Raw genomic sequence first — 21124 nt, forward strand, 5'->3', positions numbered from 1 at the left:
TCACTCCTTATCGGAGGCGGCGTCCGCCTTGTCCTGCTTGCCAAGCCGGCCGGCGATCACCGCACCGGCACCGACGGCCGCCCCGGTGATGCCGGCGATCACGGCGGCGGCACCGGCCGACAGCCCCTCGCCCTTGTCCACCGCCACGGCCGGGTAGCTGTTGGGCGGGCTGACCGACTTCAGTGTCGCAAGCTCATGGATGCTCTTGGTGAAGCCCACGCCCTGCTCGGTGCAGCCGAAGCAGGGGTGTCCGGTGCCCACCGGCCATGTGCCCTGGCCCACGTCGTTGAAGCCGATGGAGGGACAGTTCGCGTAGGTCTCCGGCCCCTTGCAGCCGAGCTTGTACAGGCACCAGCCCTGGCGGTGGCCGAAGTCGCCGAATTCGATGGCGAAGCGGCCGGCGTCGAAATGCGGGCGGCGCTCGCAGTTCTCGTGGATCAGGCGGCCATAGGCGAATTTGGGCCGGTTCTTCTCGTCCAGCTCCGGCAGCTTGCCGAAGGTGACGAAATGCAGAACCAGCGACAGGAAGTTGTAGGGGTTGGGCGGACAGCCGGGGATGGAGACGACCGGCTTGTCCTTGATCACGTCCTTCAGACCGACCGCACCCGACGGGTTGGGGCCGGTGGAGGGCCAGCCGCCCCAGGAGGAGCAGGAGCCGATGGAGATCACCGCGGCCGCCCCCGCCGCGCACTCCTTCACCGCTTCCAGGTAGGTCTTGCCGGCGACCTTGCAGTAGACGCCGCCGTTGCCCATCGGCACGGCGCCGTCGGTCACCATGATGTATTTGCCCCAGTTGGCCTTCATGGCCTGGAGCTTCCAGTTCTCCGCCTGGTGCCCGGCGCCGGCCGACAGCGTCTCGTTGTAATCCAGCGAGATCGTGTCGAGGATCAGGGTTTCCAGGGTGGGGTGGTTGGTGCGGAGCAGCGTCTCGGTGCAGCCGGTGCAGGCCGAGCCCGACAGCCAGATCACCGTGGGGCGCGCCGCCTGCGCCACGGCCGCGTTGGCGATGTCCACGCCAAGCGCCGGCGACAGGCCGAGCGTCGCCGCGATGCCGGTGCAGTAACGCAGGAAATCGCGCCGCGTCAGACCGCCGAGCGCGCCTTCATAGTCGTCGAGACCGGTGAACGGTTCGGCGTTCGCATCCACGTATCCGTCGGGCATTTTTCCCCCCAATCCCAGGCGTTCCCCGCGACCGGCACCCGCTGCCGGACACGACGATCGCGGCGACCGTTCCGCACCGCCGGCTGGCCCGGTGGGCGGGGAACATACCCATTAAAAATTTGTGGGTATTTGATCGCACTGCGCGTGGGGTTATTTCGCCGACCCGGGTCCGCGGCGGCATTGATCTACGTCAACGCCGAAAACCGCGGATCGCAAGGATCGGTCGCTGCCGCAACGGCGAACGCAACCTTCGCCGTCAGGCCGTGGCGTCCACCTCACCTGGGGCGGCTTGGTGCCGGCCGATCAGGTTCAGGCTGGACTGGAGCGTCAAATTGTCCAGGCTCTCGACCCGCAGGCTCGCGAAGATCTTGCAGCGGGTCTCGATCTCCACATAGGCGCGGCGGAAGGCGCGCAGGCGCTTCTCCTCCGTTCCTTCGGTGCGGGTCGGGTCCTCGATCGGCCAGTGGGCGGTCAGCGGATGGCCGGGAAGGGTGGGGCAGTTCTCGCCCGCCAGCGTCTCGCAGACGGTGAAGACGAAATCCATCCGCGGCGCATCGTCGGCGAGGAACTCCTCCAGGCTCTTGCTGCGCAGGTGGTCGGTCTTGAAGTTGTAGGATTTGAGGATGGCGAGCGCCAGCGGGTTCGGCGCTTCCGCCGGGTGGCTGCCCGCGGAATAGGCATGGAAGCGCCCGTTGCCCCAGCGCCGCAGCGCGCATTCGGCCATGATGCTGCGGGCCGAATTGTGGGCGCAGAGGAACAGCACGTTGTATTCCCGGAACGCGTCGGTGCTCATCGTCTCGATCCCTTGGGATTGCAGGCGGAGCACCATGCCGCGGCGGTCGCCGGCGGCGCAAACCAAGCTTTTGTTGCAGCGCGCGGGTTCGATCCGGTCCGAGCTCAGTCCAGCATCGGCAGGCCGGTCTCGATCTTCACCAGTGCCGCCAGCAGCGGCGCCCCGATGTCGCGGCGCACGAAATTGCTGGCCCGCTCCGCCGCACCGATGGCCGCCATGAAGGTCTGGCGCCAGCGGTCGTCGGCGTACATCAGGCGCTGGGTCTTGGCACGCTGCGCCAGCAGGCCCGGCCGGCGGCCCTGCGCCTCCTCTACCAGCCGGCCGAGCCGGCGGTAGAGATCCTCCGCCACCGCGCGCTCGTTGCGTTTCAGCGCGGCCTCGATCAGCTCGGCGAACGCTTCGCCGCGCACATCGACGTCGGGCACCTCCTCCGCGTAGGCCAGCGTCAGCGCCGTCTCGCCGCGGCGGGCGAGACGGCCGAGCACCGCCGGAATGGTCCAGGGATTCTCGTCCTGCACGGTGCGCAACAGACCCAGCGCCAGATTGGGCTCGCCCATCTCGGCGGCGGCGACGGCCAGCTCGGGCGGGCAGCAGTCGGCCTTGGTCTCGCGGAACTTGGAGAACTGCGTCTCCACCGTGTTCAGGAACAGGGTCCGCGCCTCCGGCTCGCGGCCGGCGCGCAGCAGAGCCTGCGCCACGAGGCCCAGTTCCCAGGTGCAGCGGTTGGCCGAGGCGTATTTGTTCGCCTCCTCCGCCAGGCTGGCGGCGGCGGCGGCGTCGCCCTTCCACAGGGCGGCCTTGCCGATGTCGGACAGGTTGTAGACGCGCGTCGAGCAATCGGCGATCTGCCGGGTGATCTCGAGCGCCAGCGGGATCTGCCCCATCAGCGACAGGGCGCGCGCGACGAACAGGTCCTGTCCGGAGGAATCGGCCACGGCGCCGCGCCGCACCGCACTGACGAAGGGGGCGATAATCTCCTTGGCGCGCCCGGTGTCACCAAGCTGCTGGTAACCCACCGCCAGCGACAGCCAATCCCAACGGGCCGTGGTGATCGGTGTCTCGACCGGTGGCAGCAGCTCGCCGATGCGGTGCAGGAAGCACAGCGACGTCTGCGGCTCGTTGCAGACCAGCGCCCGGATGCGGCTGCGGAACTCGAAGAAGTCGAAATCACCGACGAACTGGTTGGTGACGAGCTGCACGGCGAGCGCGCTGTCCGGGTATTTGGTGATGACCTCGGTCAGCAGCTTGTCCGCGTCCTTCAGCAGCCGGCTCTCCTCGGCGATGTCGTAGGTCTGGTCGGCCTGCCGGAGAAGCTGCATCGCCTGAACGAACAGCCGGTTCGCGGGTCCGGTATCCTGCGCCAGGACCGGCGGCGCGCACGCCAGCAGCACCGCCGCGAGCAGGGCGGCCGCGAAGCGGCGGGCGAGGGCGACGGTCGGTGCCATGGCGGTTCCGGATGACCTCTAGCCGATCACGCGCACGTAGTTGACCACCCGCTGGACGTTGGCGACGGAGCGCGCGTGGTTGATCGCGCGGTCGAGCTCCTCTTGGCTCTTCGCCACGCCCATCAGATAGACAACGCCGTTGACCGTATCGATGCTGAAGTTCTGCGAGTGGATGGATTTGTCGAAGGTGAGACGGCCACGCAGCTGCGTGCTGATCCAGGTGTCGCGTGCCGAATCCAGAATTCCCGATTCATTGTCGATCTGGATCTCGTTGATCACTTCCTTCACGCCATCGGCCTGCCAGGCGAGCCGCACGGCGTCGAGGCGCATCTGCGCGTCCTTGGCCTTGCCGGTCAGCAGCACCCGCCCCTGGTCGACGGTCATGTCGAGACGGCTGTGCATATCCATCGAGTGCTGAAACCAGAGATTGTTGATCTTCGCCTGAATCTCGGCGTCGGAGGCGAAGCCGCTGATCCCGCGCTCTTCCGTGTAGGCGACCGCGGCACCACCCGCCGCCGCCCCGCCGATCACCAGCGGGGCACAGCCGGCCGTTCCGAGGGCCAAAACGGCAAGCCCTGCCGCCGCCCAACAACGCCCCGCCATCGACACCGCCAGCCTCCATTCCGCCATTCGCCACCATGGCGAGCGGCGGGACGAAATCGTGCCGGACGGTCCTTTGCAACGGGATTCTGTGGGTTTCATTCTTTTGCCTGTGGGTGATGCAACTATGCTGCACTCGCGAGATCCGGAGCCACCGGGCTCAGGCGAACGGATCGCGCGAAACGACGCCGGCCAACTCGCGCGCCAGCACCGCGGCGATGCGCAGACGGGCCTTCGGATCGCGCAGGATCGCCTCGTCATCCTCGTTGGAGAGGAACCCGGTCTCGATCAGCACCGACGGGACATCGGGCGCCTTGAGCACAGCGAAGTTGGCCGATCGCATGGGGTTTTCGAGCAGGGGAAGGTCGCGGCCGGCGCCGGCCACCAGCCCCCGCTTCGCCACCAGCGAGGCGTGCTTCGTGTGGCGGGCGGCCAGATCGAACAGGATGTCGCGCACCACCTTCTTGGTGTCGCCGAGATCCACCCCGCCGATGGCGTCCGCCCGGTTCTCCTGCTTGGCGAGCGCGCTGGCGAAGCTGTCCGACGCCTCCTCGGACAGGGTGTAGGCGGACAGGCCCCGCGCCTCCTTCGCCGGCGCGCTGTCGGCGTGGATCGACACGAACAGGTCCGCACCGGCCCGACGCCCCAGGGCGACCCGCTCGGACAGCCCCAGGAAGCGGTCGTCGCGCCGGGTCAGGCCGGCCAGCACGCCGAACTGCTGATCGAGACGGCGCGCCGTCTCGCGTGCGATGGCCAGGGTCACATCCTTTTCCAGGGTTCCGCGAACGCCGATGGCCCCCGGGTCACGGCCACCATGACCAGGGTCGATCATGACCACACGGCGCCGTGGCGACTTGCCCGGCCGCGGCGCATCGGCCGCAGCCGCGTCGGCCGCGACCAGCAGCGCCGAGGCCGAGCATGCGATCCGTATGAAGAGCCTGCGGTCCATTCCTGAGCCCATGACTGGCCGGTCTCCCCTTTCGGAGGCTGGTTCTGTGCGTGGTGGACGGTTCGCAGGACGGCGACGCCCGCGCCGGATTGTTAACCAATGGGTGTGCAAGGAAGCCCTGTCAAGCGCACCGGGGCTAAGACCTTCGGACGGTGACGCACCTTGCCAGAGGGACCGCATTCCAACCGATGCGCGCACGACACAGTCCAACACTTTCCTTGATGATGGCTGGGAAATGGTCTAGGGTTCTTACATCTGGTCGGGAGGATGCGATGTTGAGAAAGGCTTTGTTCAACATCATCCGGCAGGAGCAGCGCGATATCGAGGACAAGCTTCAGGCGGAGGAGCACAAGGTCGCCCCGGACACCGGGCGCTTGGCCACGCTCCGCCAGGAAGCGGTCAGCCTCCGCCGCGAATTGGAACATTACCGCGACGTCTGACGCGCCGCTTCCGGTGACCCGGAGTGCGCCTACGATGCCCCTTCCCGCGTGCTCAGGGAAGGGGCTTTCCTTTGTCGGCCTGTGACATTCGTTCCTGAGGCGGAAAGGCGTCCCGTCCATCTTGCGGTCTCTTGGGGCCGGCCGGCACATTCCTTGTGCACTGCAGCATCGATTGGCCTGACGGTCGAATCGATGAAATTTGCCAGCCGCCGCCCTCGCTCGCCAGCCGCGTGACAGTCCGCTGTCCGACACTCCCCGGCACCCGATTCCGAAAGTCCGCCAACCGGTTCCATCCTGGCCCGTGGCGGTTGTACCCGCTGTCGGCGGCCAACTCCGATCGCTCACGCGATGCGCTGTATTGTACAACGCCAAGTACGAAGATGGCGCGCAAACGGGCGTGAGCGCGCCTATTCTGCTCAAAAATCAGCCTCAGCACAGGTCGGTTTGCAGGTTTGCCTAATTTGCGGGCAGAAAATTTTCCAGATCTCCGCCCGGGCTTGATCCACCGCAATTTCCAGAACACCGACAGCTGGCACAGTCTGTTCACGTACGGGTTGTCACGCACCGAAACGCCCAAACCGACCAAGCGCATAGACGGTCGGCGGGGCTACGGACAGGGAATGGGCGAGAGCGACGACGAAACCTTGGCACACGTCTTGCGACGGTGCACCCGAAGCCGCCCGTTTTCTGGAGTGTCGCTCATGTCGGATGCCGCAGCTGAAGCCCTCCCCCACGCGCGGGGCACCATCCCGACCGTGCTGCGAAGCCGGTCCCGTGGAGCCGCCGGTGGTCTCTCCCTCGTCTCGCAGCGCTACCTACTGACCTTTCGCTTCGCGGTTGTCAACAGCGTCGGCTTCGCCCTGCTGTCCGCCGCCTGGGTCGAAGGGCTGATCGACCCCATCATCCAATCCGACTCCACGCACCTCTGCCTGCTGATCTTCGTGGTTTTCCTGGCCGGTGTCGCGGTCTGCGCGCAGAAGATCTGGCGCACCAGCACGGAGATGAACCTCGCCAAGGAGTTCGACCCATCGGTGCCGTCGCGCGCCCAGCGCTATCTGGCCGACATCCGCGGGCGCGACTCCGGCGCGCGCGCCATCGCCGCGTCGTCGCTGAAGTTCAAGCTGTCCAGCCGGATCGGCGTGCCCCGGCAGATATCCTCCACCCTGGTCATCCTCGGCCTGATCGGCACGGTGATCGGCTTCATCATGGCGCTGTCCGGCGTCGATCCGGAGAAGGCCGGCGACGTGGCCGCCATCGGCCCCATGGTGTCCAAGCTGATCGACGGCATGGCGGTGGCGCTTTACACGACGCTGGTCGGCGGCGTGCTCAACATCTGGCTCAACATCAACGTGAACATGCTGGCGGGCGCCACCGTCAATCTGATCACCGAGATCGTCGCCGTCGGTGAGCGCCATGCAGGCCCTTGACCAGTTCGACGAGGACGACGCGGGAACCGTCTTCCGCGATGTGATCACCCTGGCGCTGTGCGGGTTCGTCGCGATCGTCATCCTGCTCCTGCCGCACATCCGGCCGGAGGCCAAGGCGGCCGCCCAGGCGGAGGGGATGACCAGCCCCGGCAACGTCATGGTGGAGGTGCGCTGGCCCGACGAGCTGGACGCCGACGTGGATCTGTGGGTGCGCGCGCCGGGCGACGTTCCGGTCGGCTATTCCAACAAGTCCGGCGTCATCTTCAACCTGCTGCGTGACGACCTCGGCCGCAACGCCGATCCCACCAGGCTGAACTACGAGGTGGCCTACAGCCGCGGCATCCCGCCCGGCGAATATGCGGTGAACATCCACCTCTACCGCAACAAGGCGATGGTGACGCCGATCCCGGTGACCGTGGTCACCAGCGTCAAGCGGCCGGACGGCGAGACGGCCCGGCAGGTGCTGGCCACCACCGTGGATCTGGACCGCGAGGGGCAGGAGCTGACCGTCTATCGTTTCAAGCTGGGGGAAACTGGCGAACTCACGGCCGGCAGCGTGCACAGCCTGCCCACCCCGCTGCGCACCTGGAGGAAGTCGTGATGTCCCATCTGATCGAGATGCAGTCCGTCGCCGTCGCCCTTGCCGCCGCGCTGGCGACCATCGCCATCTGGTCGCCGCGCCGGGTCTGGATCAAGCTGGTCGCGGTGCTGGTGTCGGTCGGCTTCATGCCGGTCGCCTATGCCGGCATGACCGACCTGCTGTCCAAGCCGAAGCCGGTGCGGCTGGAATGGGCCCGCGCCACCACCGACCGGGCCACCGTGCTGGGCGCCCAGATCAAGGAGAACGCGGGCATCTATCTGTGGCTGATGATGGAAGGTGCGGCCGAGCCGCGCTATTACAAGCTGCCCTGGGACCAGGAGCTGGCCAAGCAGCTCCAGGAGGCGATGAAGGAAGCCGACAAGAACAAGTCCGGCCTTGCCATGAACCTGCCGTTCGAGAAGTCGAACGATCCCGACAAGCCCATGTTCTACGCCCTGCCGCAGCCTAAGATGCCCGAGAAGGGCGGCGAGGAGAAGGAGGACGGCGGGCCGATGGTGTACCGCCATCCCGGCATGAACGCCTGACCCGACGCCTCCGCCGCTCCCGCGCCCGCCATTGCCGCGACCCGCGCGGGAGCGGCGGGCGCGATGCACACGTGAAATACGGCCGGGATCGTGCTAGGGGAGGCGCCGTCCGATGCACCTCACCCGACGGATCGCCGCTCCATGACCTCGCCGAACGCCGAATACATCCTCACCGTCTCGTGCCCCGACACCGTCGGCATCGTCTTCGCCGTGGCGGGCTTCCTGGCCGGACGGCACTGCAACATCATCGAGAGCGCGCAGTTCGGCGACCGGCTGTCCGGTCTGTTCTTCATGCGGGTGCATTTTTCGGCCACCGAGGGCGCGCCCGGTCACGCCGAACTGGAGCGTGACTTCGCCGAGCATGTCGCCGGTCCCTTCCGCATGGAGTGGAAGCTGCACGACGCGCAGCGGCGCCAGCGCGTGCTCATCCTGGTGTCGAAGTTCGGCCACTGCCTGAACGATCTGCTCTACCGCTATCAGGCGGGTGGGCTGCCGATCGAGATCCCGGCCATCGTCTCCAATCACCGCGACTTCTACCAGCTCGCCGCGTGGCACAACATCCCGTTCCATTACCTGCCGGTGACGCCCGAGACAAAGGCGCAGCAGGAGCGCCGGCTGCTGGAGATTGCCGAGGAGGAGCGGGTCGATCTGGTGGTCCTCGCCCGTTACATGCAGGTGCTGTCGCCGGAGCTGTGCGGCCGGCTGGCCGGCCGGGCCATCAACATCCACCACTCGTTCCTGCCCAGCTTCAAGGGCGCCAAGCCCTACCATCAGGCGCACACCCGCGGCGTGAAGCTGATCGGCGCCACCGCCCACTACGTGACATCGAACCTGGACGAAGGACCGATCATCGAGCAGGAGGCGGAGCGGGTCGACCACACGGCGACGCCCGACGACCTCGTGGCCATCGGGCGCGACATCGAGAACGTGGTGCTGGCCCGCGCGGTGAAGTCGCACATCGAGCACCGCGTCCTGCTCAATGGCAGCAAGACGGTGGTTTTCCGATGACGGCGGACCGCTGACGGAGTGCCGCCGGCGTCAGGCGGGCGGCACGGGTTCCGGCGCCTCCTGCGGCTGGGGCATGAAGACGGCGCGGGTGATCGCCTGCTCGATGTGCTCGCGGGTGAAGGGCTTCGGGATCACCGGCCCCAGATGCTCCAGCCCCCGCTTGGTCAACTCGTCGGGGAAGGCGGTGACGAAGATCACCGGCAGGAAGCGCTGGCGCCGCAGCTCGCGCGCCACCTCGATGCCGTTGTCGCCCTCGGCCAGCCGGATGTCCATCAGCGCCAGGGTAGGGGTGTGCTCCGCCGCCACCGACAGCGCCTCGTCCATGGTCGCGGCGGTGCCGCAGACGATGTGGCCCATGCCGCGCACCGTTTCCGCCAGATCGAAGGCGATGATCGCATCATCCTCGACAATCATGATCACGGCGGTCAGCCGCGCCCGCACCGCCTCGCGCGCCGCGGAGAGGCGATCGACGGCATCCTCGGGCGCCATGCCCAGGATGTCGGCGGCGTCGGGAAGCGCCACATCCTCCAGGTTGACGAGCAGATACAGGCGCCGGTCCGCTTCGCCCAGCGCGTAGAGCGCCGCTTCGACGGGATGCTCGGACCGGCGGGCGTCGCCTCCCTCCTCGTCGTAGAGCGCGTTCAAACGCCGGTAGAGGGCGGGGCGGGTCACGTCCGTCGCGTCGTCGTCCTCCAAAACGCTTTCCAGAGCGCGCGTCACCAGGGCATCGCCCCGCGCCGGCGAACCGCCCAGTGCCCGGGCGTATCGGCGCAGATAGGGCAGATGCTCCATCAGGTGCCGGGTCCGTTCCTCCATGTCTCTCCCCGTCCCATGTCAAACGCAGGCGCTGCTATGGCCTGCCAGCGATTTCCGGCCCGTCCAGCCGACGATGATCCGCAAGGATAGCGGTGATATGGCGCGAACAGCCGCGCTCAGGAAGGCGCCGCCCACTGCTCAAACGATTTAACACGCTGGTGTCGCTCCGCCAGTGGCCGGCACCTCATGGCGCGGCTCTCCTATCGATGTATGCAACGGTTCGGCGGGAACAACCCGTACCGGGAGCGTGTTCGTGTCGGCAATGGTGTGATTCCTCCCTGAACCGCCAGTCCCTTGCAAGCCGCCGGTGCTGACACCGGCGGTTTTTTTTGTCTTCGCCCATACCCGCCGCGGCCTCCGTCATCCGCTTGCATGGTGACGGGGAGAAGGTTACACACTGACATCATCGTCGGCGTCGATTGGAACCGCCAGCGATCATCTGCCTACGATCGACCTGTCGAACACCTCCGGACGCCCATGGAAGAACAAGCGTTGGATCCCGCCGTGACCGACGGCATTCCGCCGGAGGAACTGGCGGATTTCACCGAGTGGCGCAGCCGGGTGCATGGCACGAACATCTCCGACAAGACTCTTCTTGCGACCGATTATCTCAATCACTTCAACGAAATCGTGATGCTGATCGAGATGGTTCCGGACATGCCCGACATGTTCGAGGAGTGTCTGGCCTGGCAGCCGAAGACCTATCAGGAGCATTTCCGGGACAGCGGCTTCTCCGACCGGGAGCTGGCGATCGAAGCGTACGACCACGTGCCGTCCAAGTTCCGCAAGCCGTTCGAGGAGACGGTCGGGCTGATGGGGCAGGTGGTCCACACCACGCTCGACCGCATCCGGGCCGGGCTGGACGAGGGCGACATGGAGCGGCTGCGGGTGGACTGTGGCACCTCCGTGGCGATGATCCACCGCATCATCCAGGTTGCCATCGGCATCATCCACGGCACCGCCCATGTGATGGAACAGGGCGACATCGACCTGTATCTCGGCACCGCGTGAGCCGGAGCCCCGGCGTGAATGTGGATTGATGGTGGTCCCACCATTCATTCTGCGCATGCCTCGTGCGGCGCTCCCACCGCTACAGTGGCCGTCAAAGCAACCACGCCGGGCTTGACGACGACCCGAGCGGGAGAGGGGAGACTGGCCTTGAGAGGTTCCGTCACCGCCATGGCCTGTGAAACGGCCCTGGTGCGCGGCCATGCGCCCATCGATCCGGACACGGTGGCCGGCAGCTTGCGGCCCGTACCGGCAGAGCTTGAGATTTCCCGCGGCCAGGGGACGCGGTGCGTGTGCGACATCGCCAGGGCACGGTGACGATGGATCGGATCGAAACGCTTTGCCCCCCGTGCAGCGATGCGTCGGACAGCATCGCCGATCCGGGCGGCATCACCGGGCATGTCGACCGTTTTACCGTCGATCGCCTGCCGGAGCCGGCGCAATGGCCGGATCTGAGGTGCGTCGGCGGCGGCCTGACCTACCCGGCGCGCCTGAACGTGGCGTCCGAGCTGATCGACCGGTGGGTCGGGCAGGGGCATGGCGACCGTGACTGTCTGATCGGTGCCGGCGGCATCTGGAGCTATGCCCGCGTCGCCGCCACCGTGGACCGCATCGCCCGGGTGCTGACCGAGGATTGCGGGCTGGTGCCCGGCAACCGGGTGCTGTTGCGTGGCCCCAACACGCCGATGCTGGTCGCCTGCTGGCTGGCCGTAGTCAAGGCGGGCGGCGTCGCCGTGGCGACCATGCCGTTGCTGCGTGCGGCCGAGCTGGCGCAGATCATCGACCGGGCGCAGGTGGATGTGGCGCTGTGCGACGAGCGCTTCGCCAACGACCTGTTGGCCGGTGCCCCGGCGGAGCTTCCCGTCCTCACCTTCAACGGGACGGCTCCGGACAGGCTGGAGGCGCGCATCGCGCGCAAGCCGGACGGCTTCACGGCGGCGGACACGGCGGCTACCGACGTGGCGGTGATCGCCTTCACCTCCGGCACCACCGGGCGGCCGAAGGCGACGGCGCATTTCCACCGCGACCTGCTGTCGGTCGCCGACCTGTCGCCGCGCGCCATCCTGCGCACTAGGCCGGATGACGTGTTCTGTGGCACGCCGTCGATCGCCTTCGCCTACGGGCTGGGTGGGCTGCTGCTGTTTCCGCTGCGGGTCGGCGCCTCGGTGGTCCTGCTGGAGCGGACGACGCCGGAATGTCTGCTCGACGGCATCCGGCGTCATCGGGCCACACTCCTCTTCACCGTGCCCACCGCCTACCGCGCCCTGACCGCCCTGATCGAGGAGCAGGGGAGCACCGGCGACGCGCTGCCGTCCCTGCGGCTGTGCGTGTCGGCCGGGGAACCGTTGCCGGCCTCCACCTTCGAAGCCTGGAAGGCCGCGACGGGCTGCATCATCCTCGACAGCCTGGGCACGACGGAGCTGCTGAACGCCGTCATCCACGCCGATCCCGCCGACCTGCGCCCCGGTGCCACCGGCAAGCCGGTGCCGGGCTACGAGGCGATGGTGGTGGACGACCAGTTCAACCCGGTGCCGCCGGGGCAGGTCGGGCGTCTGGCGGTGCGCGGCCCGACCGGCTGCCGTTATCTGGACGACCCGCGGCAGGCGAACTACGTGCAGCGCGGCTGGAACCTGACCGGCGACGCTTTTCACGTCGATGGCGATGGTTTCTTCTGGTACCACGCCCGCACCGACGACCTGATCGTGTCCGGTGGCTACAAGATCTCCGGACTGGAGGTGGAGGATGTGCTGCTCCACCATGATCTGGTTGAGGAATGCGCGGTGATCGCCTCCCCCGACCCGCTGCGTGGCACGGTGCCGAAGGCCTTCGTCGTAGTCCGCGACGGGGTGGCGCTGACCAATGATCTGGCCCGCGATCTCCAGGATTACGTGAAGACCCGCATCGCCCCCTACAAATACCCGCGCGCGGTGGAGTTCCTGGAGCAGTTGCCCCGCACCGAGACCGGGAAGGTGCAGCGCTACAAGCTGCGGGAAATGGAGCGCCGGGGCGGCGATGCGGATGGGGAGTGACGAAGGGGCGCCTTCCGTCCCCGGTGCGCCTGCGCTAAGCATGGCGCGTCGTCGCCCCTGATCCGGATGCCGGATGCTCCAGTTCCTTCTGTTCGCCCTGGTCGGCTGCGCCGCGGCCGTCGGCCATTACGGGGTGCTGATCCTGCTGAGCGAGGCGTTCGCGGTCGCCCCGGTCGCTGCATCCGCCGCGGGCTTCGTCGTCGGCGGTGTGATCAGCTACGTCCTCAACTACGGCCACGTCTTCCACAGCGACCAGAAGCATCTGCCGACCGCCGGCAAGTTCGTGGCGGTCGCGTTGACCGGGCTGGCCTTCAACAGCGTGGTCATGTGGGTGCTGGCGCACGAGGCGGGTCTGCATTACCTGCTGTCGCAGGTGGCGGCCACGCTGATCGTCATGGTCTGGAGCTACACCGCCAACCGCTATTGGACCTTCGCCGGCTCCGCCGCAGGCTGAGGCTTCCGCCCGACGAAGGACGCGCGGTGCGCGGTGGGGCCGATGTTGTCGGGCAGCCGTTCCGGAGTCAGGCCGCCATCGGCCAGCAGCGTGATCACCTGATCCGGCCGGTAGGTGGCGAATCCCGCCCGCTGCCGGAGCTGGCGGTAGTCGGACAGGGCCAGCCGCCCGATCCCGACCATGGCCGGGAGCAGGAAGCCATGCCGCGCCGCCATGCGGAGCTGGCTGGCCACGTCGCGGTAGAGCGGGGTGTCCGGCTGCACCACGTCCCCGATCAGCAAGCGCCCGCCCGGCTTCAGAAGCGAGCGCCACAGACCGATCAGCCGTGGCAGGTCGGCGGGCGGGATGTACTGCAGCACCGAGACCACCAGCACCAGATCGACCGTGTCGGCCGGCAGTGCCGCGAGGTCCGGATCGTCGAGCACCCGGATGCGGGGATGTCCCGCGAAGCGATGGCGCAGGCGTTCGCGCACCGCCGGTGCGGCGTCGTAAAGCATCAGAGTGCCGGCACGCTCCGCCAGCGCTTCGGCCGCCAGGGCATCGCCACAGCCGTAGTCGACCACCATGCCACCAACGGGAATGTGCGGCAGCAGGTCGTCCTTCAGGCACTCGAAATGAGCGTCGAGGTTGCGCTGATTGACATAGATCGCGTTCGGACGGTTCCAGAACTCGATCCAACCGCTCTCCGCCGCCATCATCCGCCTCCACTCCCGGACGCCGGTCTGGTTCGCCGGCTTTTCTCGTGATCGAACGCTAGGGGTGCATGGGCGGGGCCGTCAAGTGCCACGGAGCGCGGATCGCGGTGCGGTGAACTCCCGGAAGCGCGCGGGGCGCAGGCCGCGTGCGGTCAGCAGGGTTCCGAACGCGTCACCGCGCAGGTACTCGTGCTCGACGAGCCTCTGGTCGACCACCGGATCGGCCCGGCGCAGGGCGTCGTCGGGGATGCCGGGGTGCACCATCACGAGCGGCCGGGCGGCGGGCGGATCGAGAAACCGTGGCATCAGCGCGCCGAAGGGAATGCTGCCGGAAAAGTCGTACACCCCCCGGAACCCGTCGTTGGCCGGGATGCCGGCCGCCCTGGCCAGCGCGGCCAGCCCGCCGCCGAGCTCGCTGATCAGCAGCGCCTTCGGCACCGACACGCCGCGGCGCAGGATCGCCCGCCGCGGCTCCCCGCACAGCCGGACATAGGCGCCGGGCAGGCGGGCGAGCGCCGTCGCCACCGCCTCCCGGACGGTGGGGAGCTGGTGCACGTGCTGGTGCCCGTCGATATAGTCGGGTGGACGGCCGAAGGCCGCGGTGAAGGCGGCGACTTGTCGCTCCACCTCGCCCGCGACCTCGCGCGCGTCGAGCTGGCCGGCGAAGGCGCGGCCCATCAGCGCCTTGAGCGGCGGCAGCCGGCCGGAGGGGGCGAGGCCCGGCATCGCGCCGAGCGGGCTGTGGTCGGTCAGGGTGAGATGGAGGCCGATGTCGGCGCGGTCGGCCAGCGGCTTCAGCCGCTCCGCCTCCTCCGGCCAGAACGGACAGACGGTCATGCAGGAAGTGGCGGACAGCCGCCCCTTGCCGATCAGTTCGCGGATCGATTCCCCCACGCCGGGTGCCAGCCCGTAATCGTCCGCGCACAGGATCACGCGCTGCATCCCGACCTCTCCGAAGCGCCCAGCCACAGGCACGAACATGCGACCGCCCCGGCTTCATCCATCCGGGCCAAGGCTTGATTACCGCGCCGGCGCGAGGGGAGGCAACCGGCTGACCTTGCCCGGCAAGAAATGCCGGAGACTCGCGCGACGCCTGATCTCCCCGAGCAAGCACCGGGAAATCCAGCATTCTTCCTGTCGCCGATGCGGCGCGAATCTTGCTTCGCCTTTGCCGAAGGTTGTCGGGGAGGTCGCATGCAGATCGAACGGCACTTGGACGCGCTGCGCGGAACGGCCGCCGTGGCGAGCTACCGCCGCGGTGCAGCACTGTCCGCGACCCAGCCGGCCGAGGTGCCATCCTCGCCCGCGGGTGGCCCGCGCGATCAGGTGACCATCAGCCAGCTGGGCGCCGCGATGGCCGGGGAGAAAGCTGAAAACCCCAAGGCTTCCGATCCCTTCCGCGCGTTGCGGGACGAGAATGGAAACATCTCGCTGGAAGCGGCCATGGAGCTCAACATGCTGCCGCCGCACCTGCGCAAGGCCGGCAAGCTGATGCGGGAGGCGGTCTCGCTGCGCCGGGAGATCGGCGAGTTGGCGAAGGACCCTGCCGCCGACACGGAGAAGCTCGCCGCCCTCAAGGCGGAATACCAATCCACCTTGAGCGCCCTGACCGACGAGCTGGACAAGCTCGGCCTGACCGACCGCATGAAGAAGGGCGAGATGACCATGGACCAGCTTCTCGACGCCGGCTTCGGCGGCCTGACCCGGCTGGCCGGGGACGACGACAAGAAGGACAAGGGTACGGCGGAGATGCAGCCGTCGTCCGTCCTGTCCATCCTCGAACGCACCCTGTCCGCGGTGCTCAGCCGCAAGCCCGGCCCCGCCGCCTGAGCCGTCAGGCCACCGCCGCCCCGCGCAGCTCCACCGCCCGGCTGAGATCGACGCTGACGAGCTGGGAAACCCCACGCTCGGCCATGGTCACGCCGAACAGCCGATCCACACGCGCCATGGTCAGCCGGTGATGGGTGATGATCAGGAAGCGGGTGTTGCCCTCCCGCGCGATGTCCTCGACCAGATCGCAGAAGCGGCCGACGTTGGCCTCGTCCAGCGGCGCGTCCACCTCGTCCAGCACGCAGATGGGGGCGGGGTTGGAGCGGAAGACGGCGAACAGCAGGGACAGGGCGGTCAGCGCCTGCTCGCCGCCCGACAGCAGCGACAGAACCTGCAGCTTCTTGCCCGGCGGGCTGGCGTAGATCTCCAGCCCCGCCTCCAGCGGGTCGTCGGCGTTGACGAGCTCCAGATGCGCCTTGCCGCCGCCGAACAGGCGGGTGAACAGCTCCTGGAAATGGCGGTTCACCACCTCGAAGGCGGCGACCAGCCGCTCCCGCGCCTCGCGGTTCAGGCTGGCGATGCCGTGGCGCAGGCGGGCGATGGCATCCACCAGATCCTGCCGCTCGGTCTGCAGCGAGGTGATCTGCGCCTCCAGCTCCGCCGCCTCGATCTCGGCGCGCAGGTTCACCGGCCCCATGTTCTCGCGTTCACGCACCAGCTTTTCCAGCCGGGCTTCCACCGCCGCCGCTTCCGGAAGCTCATCGTCGGGGCCGAGTTCGGCGGCGGCCCGGGTGTCTTCCGGCCGGCAATCCAGCCGTTCGGCGATGCGTTCGGTCAGGGTCGCGGCCTGCTGGACGGCGGCTCCGACCGCGGCCTCGGCGCGGGCGCGGGCCTCGCGGGCGTCGGCCAGTCCGGCCTCGGCCTGCCGCAGCTCGGTTTCGGTGCCGGCCAGCTTGGCCTCCTCCGCGGCCAGCGCGTCGGCGGCGCGGCGGCGGGCACGGTCGGCGTCGGCGATGCGACCCAGAAGCTCCTGCCGGTCGGCGGAGATCCGCGCCGGGCGGTCTTCCAGGGCGGAGAGCTCCGCCTCCGCGGCGGCGGCGCGTTCCTTCAGCTCGGCCACGCGTCCGCCGGCGCCCTGCGAGCGCGTACCCCAGGACGCCTTCTCCTGCTCGATGGCGGCGAGACGCTGGCGCCGGGCCTGCGCCTCGCGGGTCAGGCGGTCCAGCGCGTTCTGCTTCTCGGCGAGCACGGTGCGCCGCTCGGCCAGCGCGGCGCGCAGCTCGTTGACCCGTTCCCGCCCCTCGCGCGCGTCGGGCAGGGCGCCCAGCGCCTCGCGTGCGGCGGCAAGCTGGGCGTCGGCGTCCTGCCGGTCGGCGGTCAGCCGCTCCACCGCCTCGGTCAGGGCGGCCAGCCGCGACTGGGCGGCGGCGGCCTCCTTGGCCAGACGCGCGTGACGGTCGCGGGCGGAACCGACGGCATCGACGGCGATACGGACGGCATCGCGCGCCTGCCGGTCGCGGGCGACCGCCTCCTCCACGCCGCGTCTGGCGGCATCGAGTGCCGAGCGGGCCTGCTCGACCTTCTCGTCGGCGGCCTCGATCTCGATGTCCAGCTCGCGCAGCCGGTTGCGCTGTTTCAGACGGACGGCGGCGGCGGTCGGCGCACCGGCGGCGACGGTCAGCCCGTCCCAGCGCCATGCTCCGCCGTCGCGGCTGACCAGCGTCTGGCCCGGAGCCAGCGAGGCGGCGAGGGCGGCGCCGACGCCCGCATCGGCCACCACCCCCACATGGGCCAGCGCGCGGGCGGCGGCCTCAGGTCCCTGCACGAACCACGGCAACGGCTCCGCCCCCTCGGGCAGCGGCGCGACGGCGGGCAGGGGCGGCAGGCCGCGCCAATGCACCGGCGCCGCCTCGTTCAGCGGTGCGGTCAGGTCGTCGCGCAACGCCGCGGCCAGCGCGACCTCGTAGCCGGAGGCGACGGTCACGGCGTCCACCAGCGGCGGGAACAGGTCACCGCCATCGACCGCCAGCAGGTCGCGCAATGCCTTCTCCTCGGCCTTCAACCGGGTGCGGGCGGCGTCGGCCGCCTGCATCGCGTCGCGGGCACGGGCCTGGGCGGGTTCGGCGTCGTGGCGGGCGCGCTCGGCCGCCTCGGCCGCCTCCCGCGCGTCCTCGAGGCGCTGCTCGGCCACCTCCACCGCCATCTCCGACTCGGCGATGTCGGCGCGGCCGGCGATCTCGGCTTCCAGCGCCGCGCGCTGCGCCTGCTGCTCGGACAGGCGGCGGGCGAGCGTGGCGGCTCGGCCCTCCAGTTCCGCCATCTGCCGCTGTGCGGAGCCGCGGCGCGCCTCGTCGGCGGCAACCTGCTCGGTCAGGCGGGTGAGCTGGCGGTCCAGATCGTCCACCCCCTCCCGCGCGTCGGCCAGCGCCTCGCGCGCGGCTTCCTCCAGCATCTCCTCGTCGGACTGGGCGGCTGCCAAGCGTTCCCGCTCGGCGTCGAGCCGGCCCAGCGCGTCGCCGGCGTCGGCGGCCAGCGCCTCCTCACGGCCGAGATCGCCGGCAATCTGCTGGAGCCGGCGGCGCAGCGCCGCCTGCTGCTCGGCGACCCGCCTCTCCTCGCCGTCGAGCTGATCGCGGGCGATGGTCAGACGTTGCAGCGTGGCTGCGGCGGCCTGCTCGTCGCGGCGGCGGTCGGGCAGGCCGGCGGCGTCCTCCCCGCGCTTCGCTGTCAGCCGGGAGACCGCCAGCATCAGCTCGCGCACCATGCCTTCCGCCGCGGCGAAGGCCGTGCGGGAGCGCTCCTGCTCGGCTTCGCAGGCGATCCAGCGCAGGTGCCACAGCACCGCCTCGGCCCGTCGGATCTGTTCGGACAGGTTGCGGTAGCGGCTGGCCTGCCGCGCCTGCTTCCTGAGGCTCTGGAGCTGGGTGTCCATCGCCCCGATCACGTCGTCGAGGCGGGTCAGGTTGTTCTCGGCCGCGCGCAGCCGCAGCTCCGCCTCATGCCGGCGGGAGTGCAGGCCGGTGATGCCGGCCGCCTCCTCCAGCAGCATGCGGCGGTCCTGCGGTTTGGCGTTGATGATCTGGCCGACCTTGCCCTGGCTGACCAGGGCGGGGGAATTGGCGCCCGACGCGTTGTCGGCGAACAGCAACTGCACGTCGCGCGCCCGCACCAGCTTGCCGTTGACGCGGTAGTCGGAGCCGGAGCCACGCTCGATCCGCCGCGACACCTCCAGCTCGTCCGCTTCGTTCAGCCCGGCCGGCGCGGTGCGCCCGCGGTTGTCGATGACGAGCGCCACCTCCGCCAGATTGCGCTGCGGGCGATGGGACGTGCCGCCGAAGATGACGTCGTCCATGTCGTCGCCGCGCATCTTCTTGGCGGAGGTCTCGCCCATCACCCAGCGCAGCGCCTCCACCAGGTTCGACTTGCCGCATCCGTTCGGGCCGACGATCCCGGTCATACCGGGTTCGATGACGAGGTCCGTTGGATCGACGAAGGACTTGAAGCCGGACAGGCGGAGGCGGGTGAACAGCAACGCGGACGATCCCTGACAGACTTACTTCAGCAGCTTGTCGATGGCGGCGGAGAAGACCTCGATGGACTGCGAGCCTTCCACGCGGCCCTTGCCGTCGTTGAGCACGAAGGTCGGCGTCGCCTCGATCTTGTGGGTGTTCTGACCGTTCATGCGCATGTTGAGGATGCCGTCGGCCAGCTTCTGGTCGGCCCAGCAGGCGTCGATGGTCTCCTGCGTCATGCCGGCCAGCTTGCCGACCTGCGCCAGCGCCTTGGCCGGATCGGCGGCACGCGCCCACTGGGACTGCTGCTTGAACAGGATGTCGAGGATGGCCCAGTAGCGCTCCTGCGGGGCGCAGCGCGCCATCATGCTGGCGCGCAGCGCCCACTGGTCGAAGGGGAAGTCGCGGAAGACGATCTTCACCTTGCCGGTGTCGATGTACTTCTCCTTGAGCTGCGGCAGCGTCTGGGTGTGGAACGCGGCGCAGTGCGGGCAGGTGAGCGAGGAATAATCGATGATGGTGACCGGCGCGTCGGCCTTGCCCAGCACGCGCTCGGACAGCGCCTCTTCCGTCGAGGGGGCGGCGTGCGCCATGGGGGCGACGGCGAAGACCGCGATCGCCAGGGTCAGACCCATCAATGCTTCAATGTATCGGCGCAACTTCGCCTCCTGGCTACCAGATGTTGGGGACTATACGGCGGCGTTCGCGTCCGCGGCAAGCCCGATGGCCCGCAACGGGCTGGTCGGCCGGTCGCGGGGAGTCGCTGTCATGGACCCCGCTGCGACCGCTTTATTCCATTGCGACGGACGGGTGGTTCATGGCGGCTTCCGGCCGATCAGCGCCCGGCCGAAGCTCTCCAGCGTCGCCCGCAGCTCGGGATCTTCGATGGTCTGTGTGGCGGTGTGAAGGCGCAGCTCCTCGTCCAGCGTCAGCGTGCGGGGCCGCGGGCGCGGCTTGGTGGCGGGAGCCAGCGGGGCCGCGTGCACCATCCGGATGCGCGCCACCGCGCGATAGCCGAAGAAGCCGTTGATCCGCTCGATGATCTGCGGCTCCAGATGCTGGAGCTCGAGCGCGAAGGCGCCGGTGGCGCGGATGTGCAGCGTCGCCTCCTCCCGCTTGCCGCGGGGGAAGGCGAGCCGGTCCGGGGACGTGCGCAGCGAAAGCTGGTGGCCGACGATGGACGCCCAATCGGTGATGAGCGTGCCGAAGGCCAGCCCGCGCTTGCCCAGCGCCTTTCCGGCCACCTCCGGCACCGCGCGGCCGATCGGGCGTGGTCCGCTCACGACGGCTGGCCGCAGCCTTCGGCCATCTTGGCTTCCATCGCTTTCCAGGCCGCCTGCATCTCCTCCGGCGACGGTGTGGCGATGGTGGTCGCCAGCGACCACTCGTGACCGAAGGGATCGGTCAGCTTGCCATAGCGATCGCCCCAGAACTGGTCGGCCAGCGGCGCCGCGACCGTGCAGCCGGCCTCCACCGCCCGCGCCCACAGCGCGTCCACGTCCGGCACATGCAGGTGTATGGTGACGGGGGAGGCGCCGAGCGTCTTGGGATCACGCGACTTGCCGCCGAAGAACTCCGGGAAATCGTCGCACAGCATGATCACGCCACCACAGACGCCGAGGCTGGCGTGGACGATGCGACCGTCCGACCCGGCCAGGCGGAACATCTCCTCGGCGCCGAAGGCGGCCTTGTAGAAGTCGATCGCCGCGGCGGCGTCCTTGACGACCATATGGACGGACACGGGCGGAAAGGCGGGCTGTGCGGTCTCGGTCACGGCGCTCTCCCTGATTGGTGGCCGCCGGTCGGGCGGCGCCCGGAGCCTAGCGCGGCACGCGCCCGGATTCCAGCAGGGGCCGCGACCCTTTCGCGCAGGGGATGCATGACCTATTTG

Annotated in this window: 21 protein-coding genes; 9 read left to right on the top strand and 12 right to left on the bottom strand. The window is 69.0% G+C overall.

The genetic code is table 11. The features are described 5' to 3' along the window. The 5 genes from HL658_RS00505 to HL658_RS00525 form a co-directional block, all read right to left on the bottom strand. Positions 1-1161, bottom strand: a complete 1161-nt coding sequence (locus HL658_RS00505) for a hydrogenase small subunit (RefSeq protein WP_180279943.1) — start codon at positions 1159-1161, stop codon at positions 1-3. Between the two features lie 256 nt (positions 1162-1417). Continuing rightward, positions 1418-1954, bottom strand: a complete 537-nt coding sequence (locus tag HL658_RS00510) for an arsenate reductase ArsC (protein WP_180279944.1) — start codon at positions 1952-1954, stop codon at positions 1418-1420. A gap of 104 nt (positions 1955-2058) precedes the next feature. Further along, positions 2059-3399, bottom strand: a complete 1341-nt coding sequence (locus tag HL658_RS00515; RefSeq protein WP_180279945.1) for a hypothetical protein — start codon at positions 3397-3399, stop codon at positions 2059-2061. Between the two features lie 18 nt (positions 3400-3417). Continuing rightward, positions 3418-4002 carry a BON domain-containing protein gene (locus tag HL658_RS00520; RefSeq protein WP_246337265.1) on the bottom strand — a complete coding sequence of 195 codons (585 nt, stop codon included), beginning with the start codon at positions 4000-4002 and terminating at the stop codon, positions 3418-3420. Between the two features lie 157 nt (positions 4003-4159). Then, entirely contained in the window at positions 4160-5128 is a 969-nt protein-coding gene (locus tag HL658_RS00525) for an N-acetylmuramoyl-L-alanine amidase family protein (RefSeq protein WP_343054969.1), read from the bottom strand. Between the two features lie 92 nt (positions 5129-5220). Between HL658_RS00525 and HL658_RS00530 the strand changes: the two genes are divergently transcribed. The 5 genes from HL658_RS00530 to purU all read left to right on the top strand — a co-directional run bounded on the left by HL658_RS00530 (position 5221) and on the right by purU (position 8948). Beyond that, on the top strand, positions 5221-5388 hold the full coding sequence (locus HL658_RS00530; protein ID WP_180279947.1) for a hypothetical protein: 168 nt from the start codon (positions 5221-5223) through the stop codon (positions 5386-5388). A gap of 701 nt (positions 5389-6089) precedes the next feature. After that, positions 6090-6815 (top strand): MotA/TolQ/ExbB proton channel family protein, encoded by a 726-nt coding sequence (locus HL658_RS36785; RefSeq protein ID WP_246337216.1) that lies wholly within the window; start codon positions 6090-6092, stop codon positions 6813-6815. Continuing rightward, the gene (locus tag HL658_RS00540) at positions 6802-7416 is read left to right on the top strand and encodes a hypothetical protein (RefSeq protein WP_180279948.1); all 615 of its coding nucleotides are present in this window, start codon (positions 6802-6804) and stop codon (positions 7414-7416) included. The genes HL658_RS36785 and HL658_RS00540 overlap by 14 nt, the downstream gene beginning before the upstream one ends. Further along, entirely contained in the window at positions 7416-7940 is a 525-nt protein-coding gene (locus HL658_RS00545; protein ID WP_180279949.1) for a hypothetical protein, read from the top strand. Before HL658_RS00540 ends, HL658_RS00545 begins: the two co-directional genes overlap by 1 nt. Positions 7941-8081: 141 nt before the next feature. Further along, positions 8082-8948 (top strand): formyltetrahydrofolate deformylase, encoded by an 867-nt coding sequence (purU, locus tag HL658_RS00550; RefSeq protein ID WP_180279950.1) that lies wholly within the window; start codon positions 8082-8084, stop codon positions 8946-8948. Between the two features lie 30 nt (positions 8949-8978). Here the strand turns inward: purU and HL658_RS00555 are convergent, their stop codons facing one another. Then, on the bottom strand, positions 8979-9764 hold the full coding sequence (locus tag HL658_RS00555; protein ID WP_180279951.1) for a PhyR family response regulator anti-anti-sigma factor: 786 nt from the start codon (positions 9762-9764) through the stop codon (positions 8979-8981). 477 nt (positions 9765-10241) lie between these two features. Here HL658_RS00555 and HL658_RS00560 point away from each other — a divergent pair, with 477 nt between their 5' ends. From HL658_RS00560 to HL658_RS00570, 3 genes are all read left to right on the top strand, one after another. After that, a complete protein-coding gene (locus HL658_RS00560; protein WP_180279952.1) occupies positions 10242-10775 on the top strand; it encodes a hypothetical protein in 534 nt (177 codons plus the stop codon). Positions 10776-11065: 290 nt separating this feature from the next. After that, positions 11066-12802: an AMP-binding protein gene (locus HL658_RS00565; RefSeq protein ID WP_343054971.1), complete on the top strand. Its 1737-nt coding sequence runs from the start codon at positions 11066-11068 to the stop codon at positions 12800-12802. Positions 12803-12875: 73 nt separating this feature from the next. Beyond that, a complete protein-coding gene (locus HL658_RS00570; RefSeq protein WP_180279953.1) occupies positions 12876-13256 on the top strand; it encodes a GtrA family protein in 381 nt (126 codons plus the stop codon). Here HL658_RS00570 and HL658_RS00575 read toward each other — a convergent pair. Both HL658_RS00575 and HL658_RS00580 read right to left on the bottom strand, forming a co-directional pair. Next, positions 13223-13954, bottom strand: coding sequence for a methyltransferase domain-containing protein (locus HL658_RS00575; RefSeq protein WP_180279954.1), 732 nt, complete (start codon positions 13952-13954; stop codon positions 13223-13225). The two genes, HL658_RS00570 and HL658_RS00575, sit on opposite strands and share 34 nt — an antisense overlap. 78 nt (positions 13955-14032) lie before the next feature. Beyond that, positions 14033-14893 carry a ChbG/HpnK family deacetylase gene (locus HL658_RS00580; RefSeq protein WP_246337217.1) on the bottom strand — a complete coding sequence of 287 codons (861 nt, stop codon included), beginning with the start codon at positions 14891-14893 and terminating at the stop codon, positions 14033-14035. 252 nt (positions 14894-15145) lie between these two features. Between HL658_RS00580 and HL658_RS00585 the strand changes: the two genes are divergently transcribed. Further along, entirely contained in the window at positions 15146-15781 is a 636-nt protein-coding gene (locus tag HL658_RS00585; protein WP_180279956.1) for a hypothetical protein, read from the top strand. 4 nt (positions 15782-15785) lie between these two features. Here the strand turns inward: HL658_RS00585 and HL658_RS00590 are convergent, their stop codons facing one another. The 4 genes from HL658_RS00590 to HL658_RS00605 all read right to left on the bottom strand — a co-directional run bounded on the left by HL658_RS00590 (position 15786) and on the right by HL658_RS00605 (position 21007). Next, entirely contained in the window at positions 15786-19253 is a 3468-nt protein-coding gene (locus HL658_RS00590) for an AAA family ATPase (RefSeq protein ID WP_180279957.1), read from the bottom strand. A 21-nt stretch (positions 19254-19274) separates the two neighbouring features. Beyond that, complete coding sequence (locus HL658_RS00595; protein ID WP_180279958.1) at positions 19275-19868, bottom strand: DsbA family protein; 594 nt, start codon at positions 19866-19868, stop codon at positions 19275-19277. Between the two features lie 180 nt (positions 19869-20048). Then, entirely contained in the window at positions 20049-20516 is a 468-nt protein-coding gene (locus HL658_RS00600; protein WP_180279959.1) for a DciA family protein, read from the bottom strand. Next, entirely contained in the window at positions 20513-21007 is a 495-nt protein-coding gene (locus HL658_RS00605) for a VOC family protein (RefSeq protein ID WP_343054972.1), read from the bottom strand. The genes HL658_RS00600 and HL658_RS00605 overlap by 4 nt, the downstream gene beginning before the upstream one ends. Positions 21008-21124: the final 117 nt, after the last annotated feature.

The organism is Azospirillum oleiclasticum (genome assembly GCF_013423485.1).
Classification (GTDB): Bacteria; Pseudomonadota; Alphaproteobacteria; order Azospirillales; family Azospirillaceae; genus Azospirillum; species Azospirillum oleiclasticum.

Bases quoted from the DNA above. Each gene is read 5' to 3' on its own strand.
- HL658_RS00505 (WP_180279943.1), bottom strand. From the start codon at position 1,161: ATGCCCGACGGATACGTGGATGCGAACGCCGAACCGTTCACCGGTCTC.
- HL658_RS00510 (WP_180279944.1), bottom strand. From the start codon at position 1,954: ATGAGCACCGACGCGTTCCGGGAATACAACGTGCTGTTCCTCTGCGCC.
- HL658_RS00515 (WP_180279945.1), bottom strand. From the start codon at position 3,399: ATGGCACCGACCGTCGCCCTCGCCCGCCGCTTCGCGGCCGCCCTGCTC.
- HL658_RS00520 (WP_246337265.1), bottom strand. From the start codon at position 4,002: ATGGCGGGGCGTTGTTGGGCGGCGGCAGGGCTTGCCGTTTTGGCCCTC.
- HL658_RS00525 (WP_343054969.1), bottom strand. From the start codon at position 5,128: ATGCGGTCCCTCTGGCAAGGTGCGTCACCGTCCGAAGGTCTTAGCCCC.
- HL658_RS00530 (WP_180279947.1), top strand. From the start codon at position 5,221: ATGTTGAGAAAGGCTTTGTTCAACATCATCCGGCAGGAGCAGCGCGAT.
- HL658_RS36785 (WP_246337216.1), top strand. From the start codon at position 6,090: ATGTCGGATGCCGCAGCTGAAGCCCTCCCCCACGCGCGGGGCACCATC.
- HL658_RS00540 (WP_180279948.1), top strand. From the start codon at position 6,802: ATGCAGGCCCTTGACCAGTTCGACGAGGACGACGCGGGAACCGTCTTC.
- HL658_RS00545 (WP_180279949.1), top strand. From the start codon at position 7,416: ATGTCCCATCTGATCGAGATGCAGTCCGTCGCCGTCGCCCTTGCCGCC.
- purU (WP_180279950.1), top strand. From the start codon at position 8,082: ATGACCTCGCCGAACGCCGAATACATCCTCACCGTCTCGTGCCCCGAC.
- HL658_RS00555 (WP_180279951.1), bottom strand. From the start codon at position 9,764: ATGGAGGAACGGACCCGGCACCTGATGGAGCATCTGCCCTATCTGCGC.
- HL658_RS00560 (WP_180279952.1), top strand. From the start codon at position 10,242: ATGGAAGAACAAGCGTTGGATCCCGCCGTGACCGACGGCATTCCGCCG.
- HL658_RS00570 (WP_180279953.1), top strand. From the start codon at position 12,876: ATGCTCCAGTTCCTTCTGTTCGCCCTGGTCGGCTGCGCCGCGGCCGTC.
- HL658_RS00575 (WP_180279954.1), bottom strand. From the start codon at position 13,954: ATGATGGCGGCGGAGAGCGGTTGGATCGAGTTCTGGAACCGTCCGAAC.
- HL658_RS00580 (WP_246337217.1), bottom strand. From the start codon at position 14,893: ATGCAGCGCGTGATCCTGTGCGCGGACGATTACGGGCTGGCACCCGGC.
- HL658_RS00585 (WP_180279956.1), top strand. From the start codon at position 15,146: ATGCAGATCGAACGGCACTTGGACGCGCTGCGCGGAACGGCCGCCGTG.
- HL658_RS00595 (WP_180279958.1), bottom strand. From the start codon at position 19,868: ATGGGTCTGACCCTGGCGATCGCGGTCTTCGCCGTCGCCCCCATGGCG.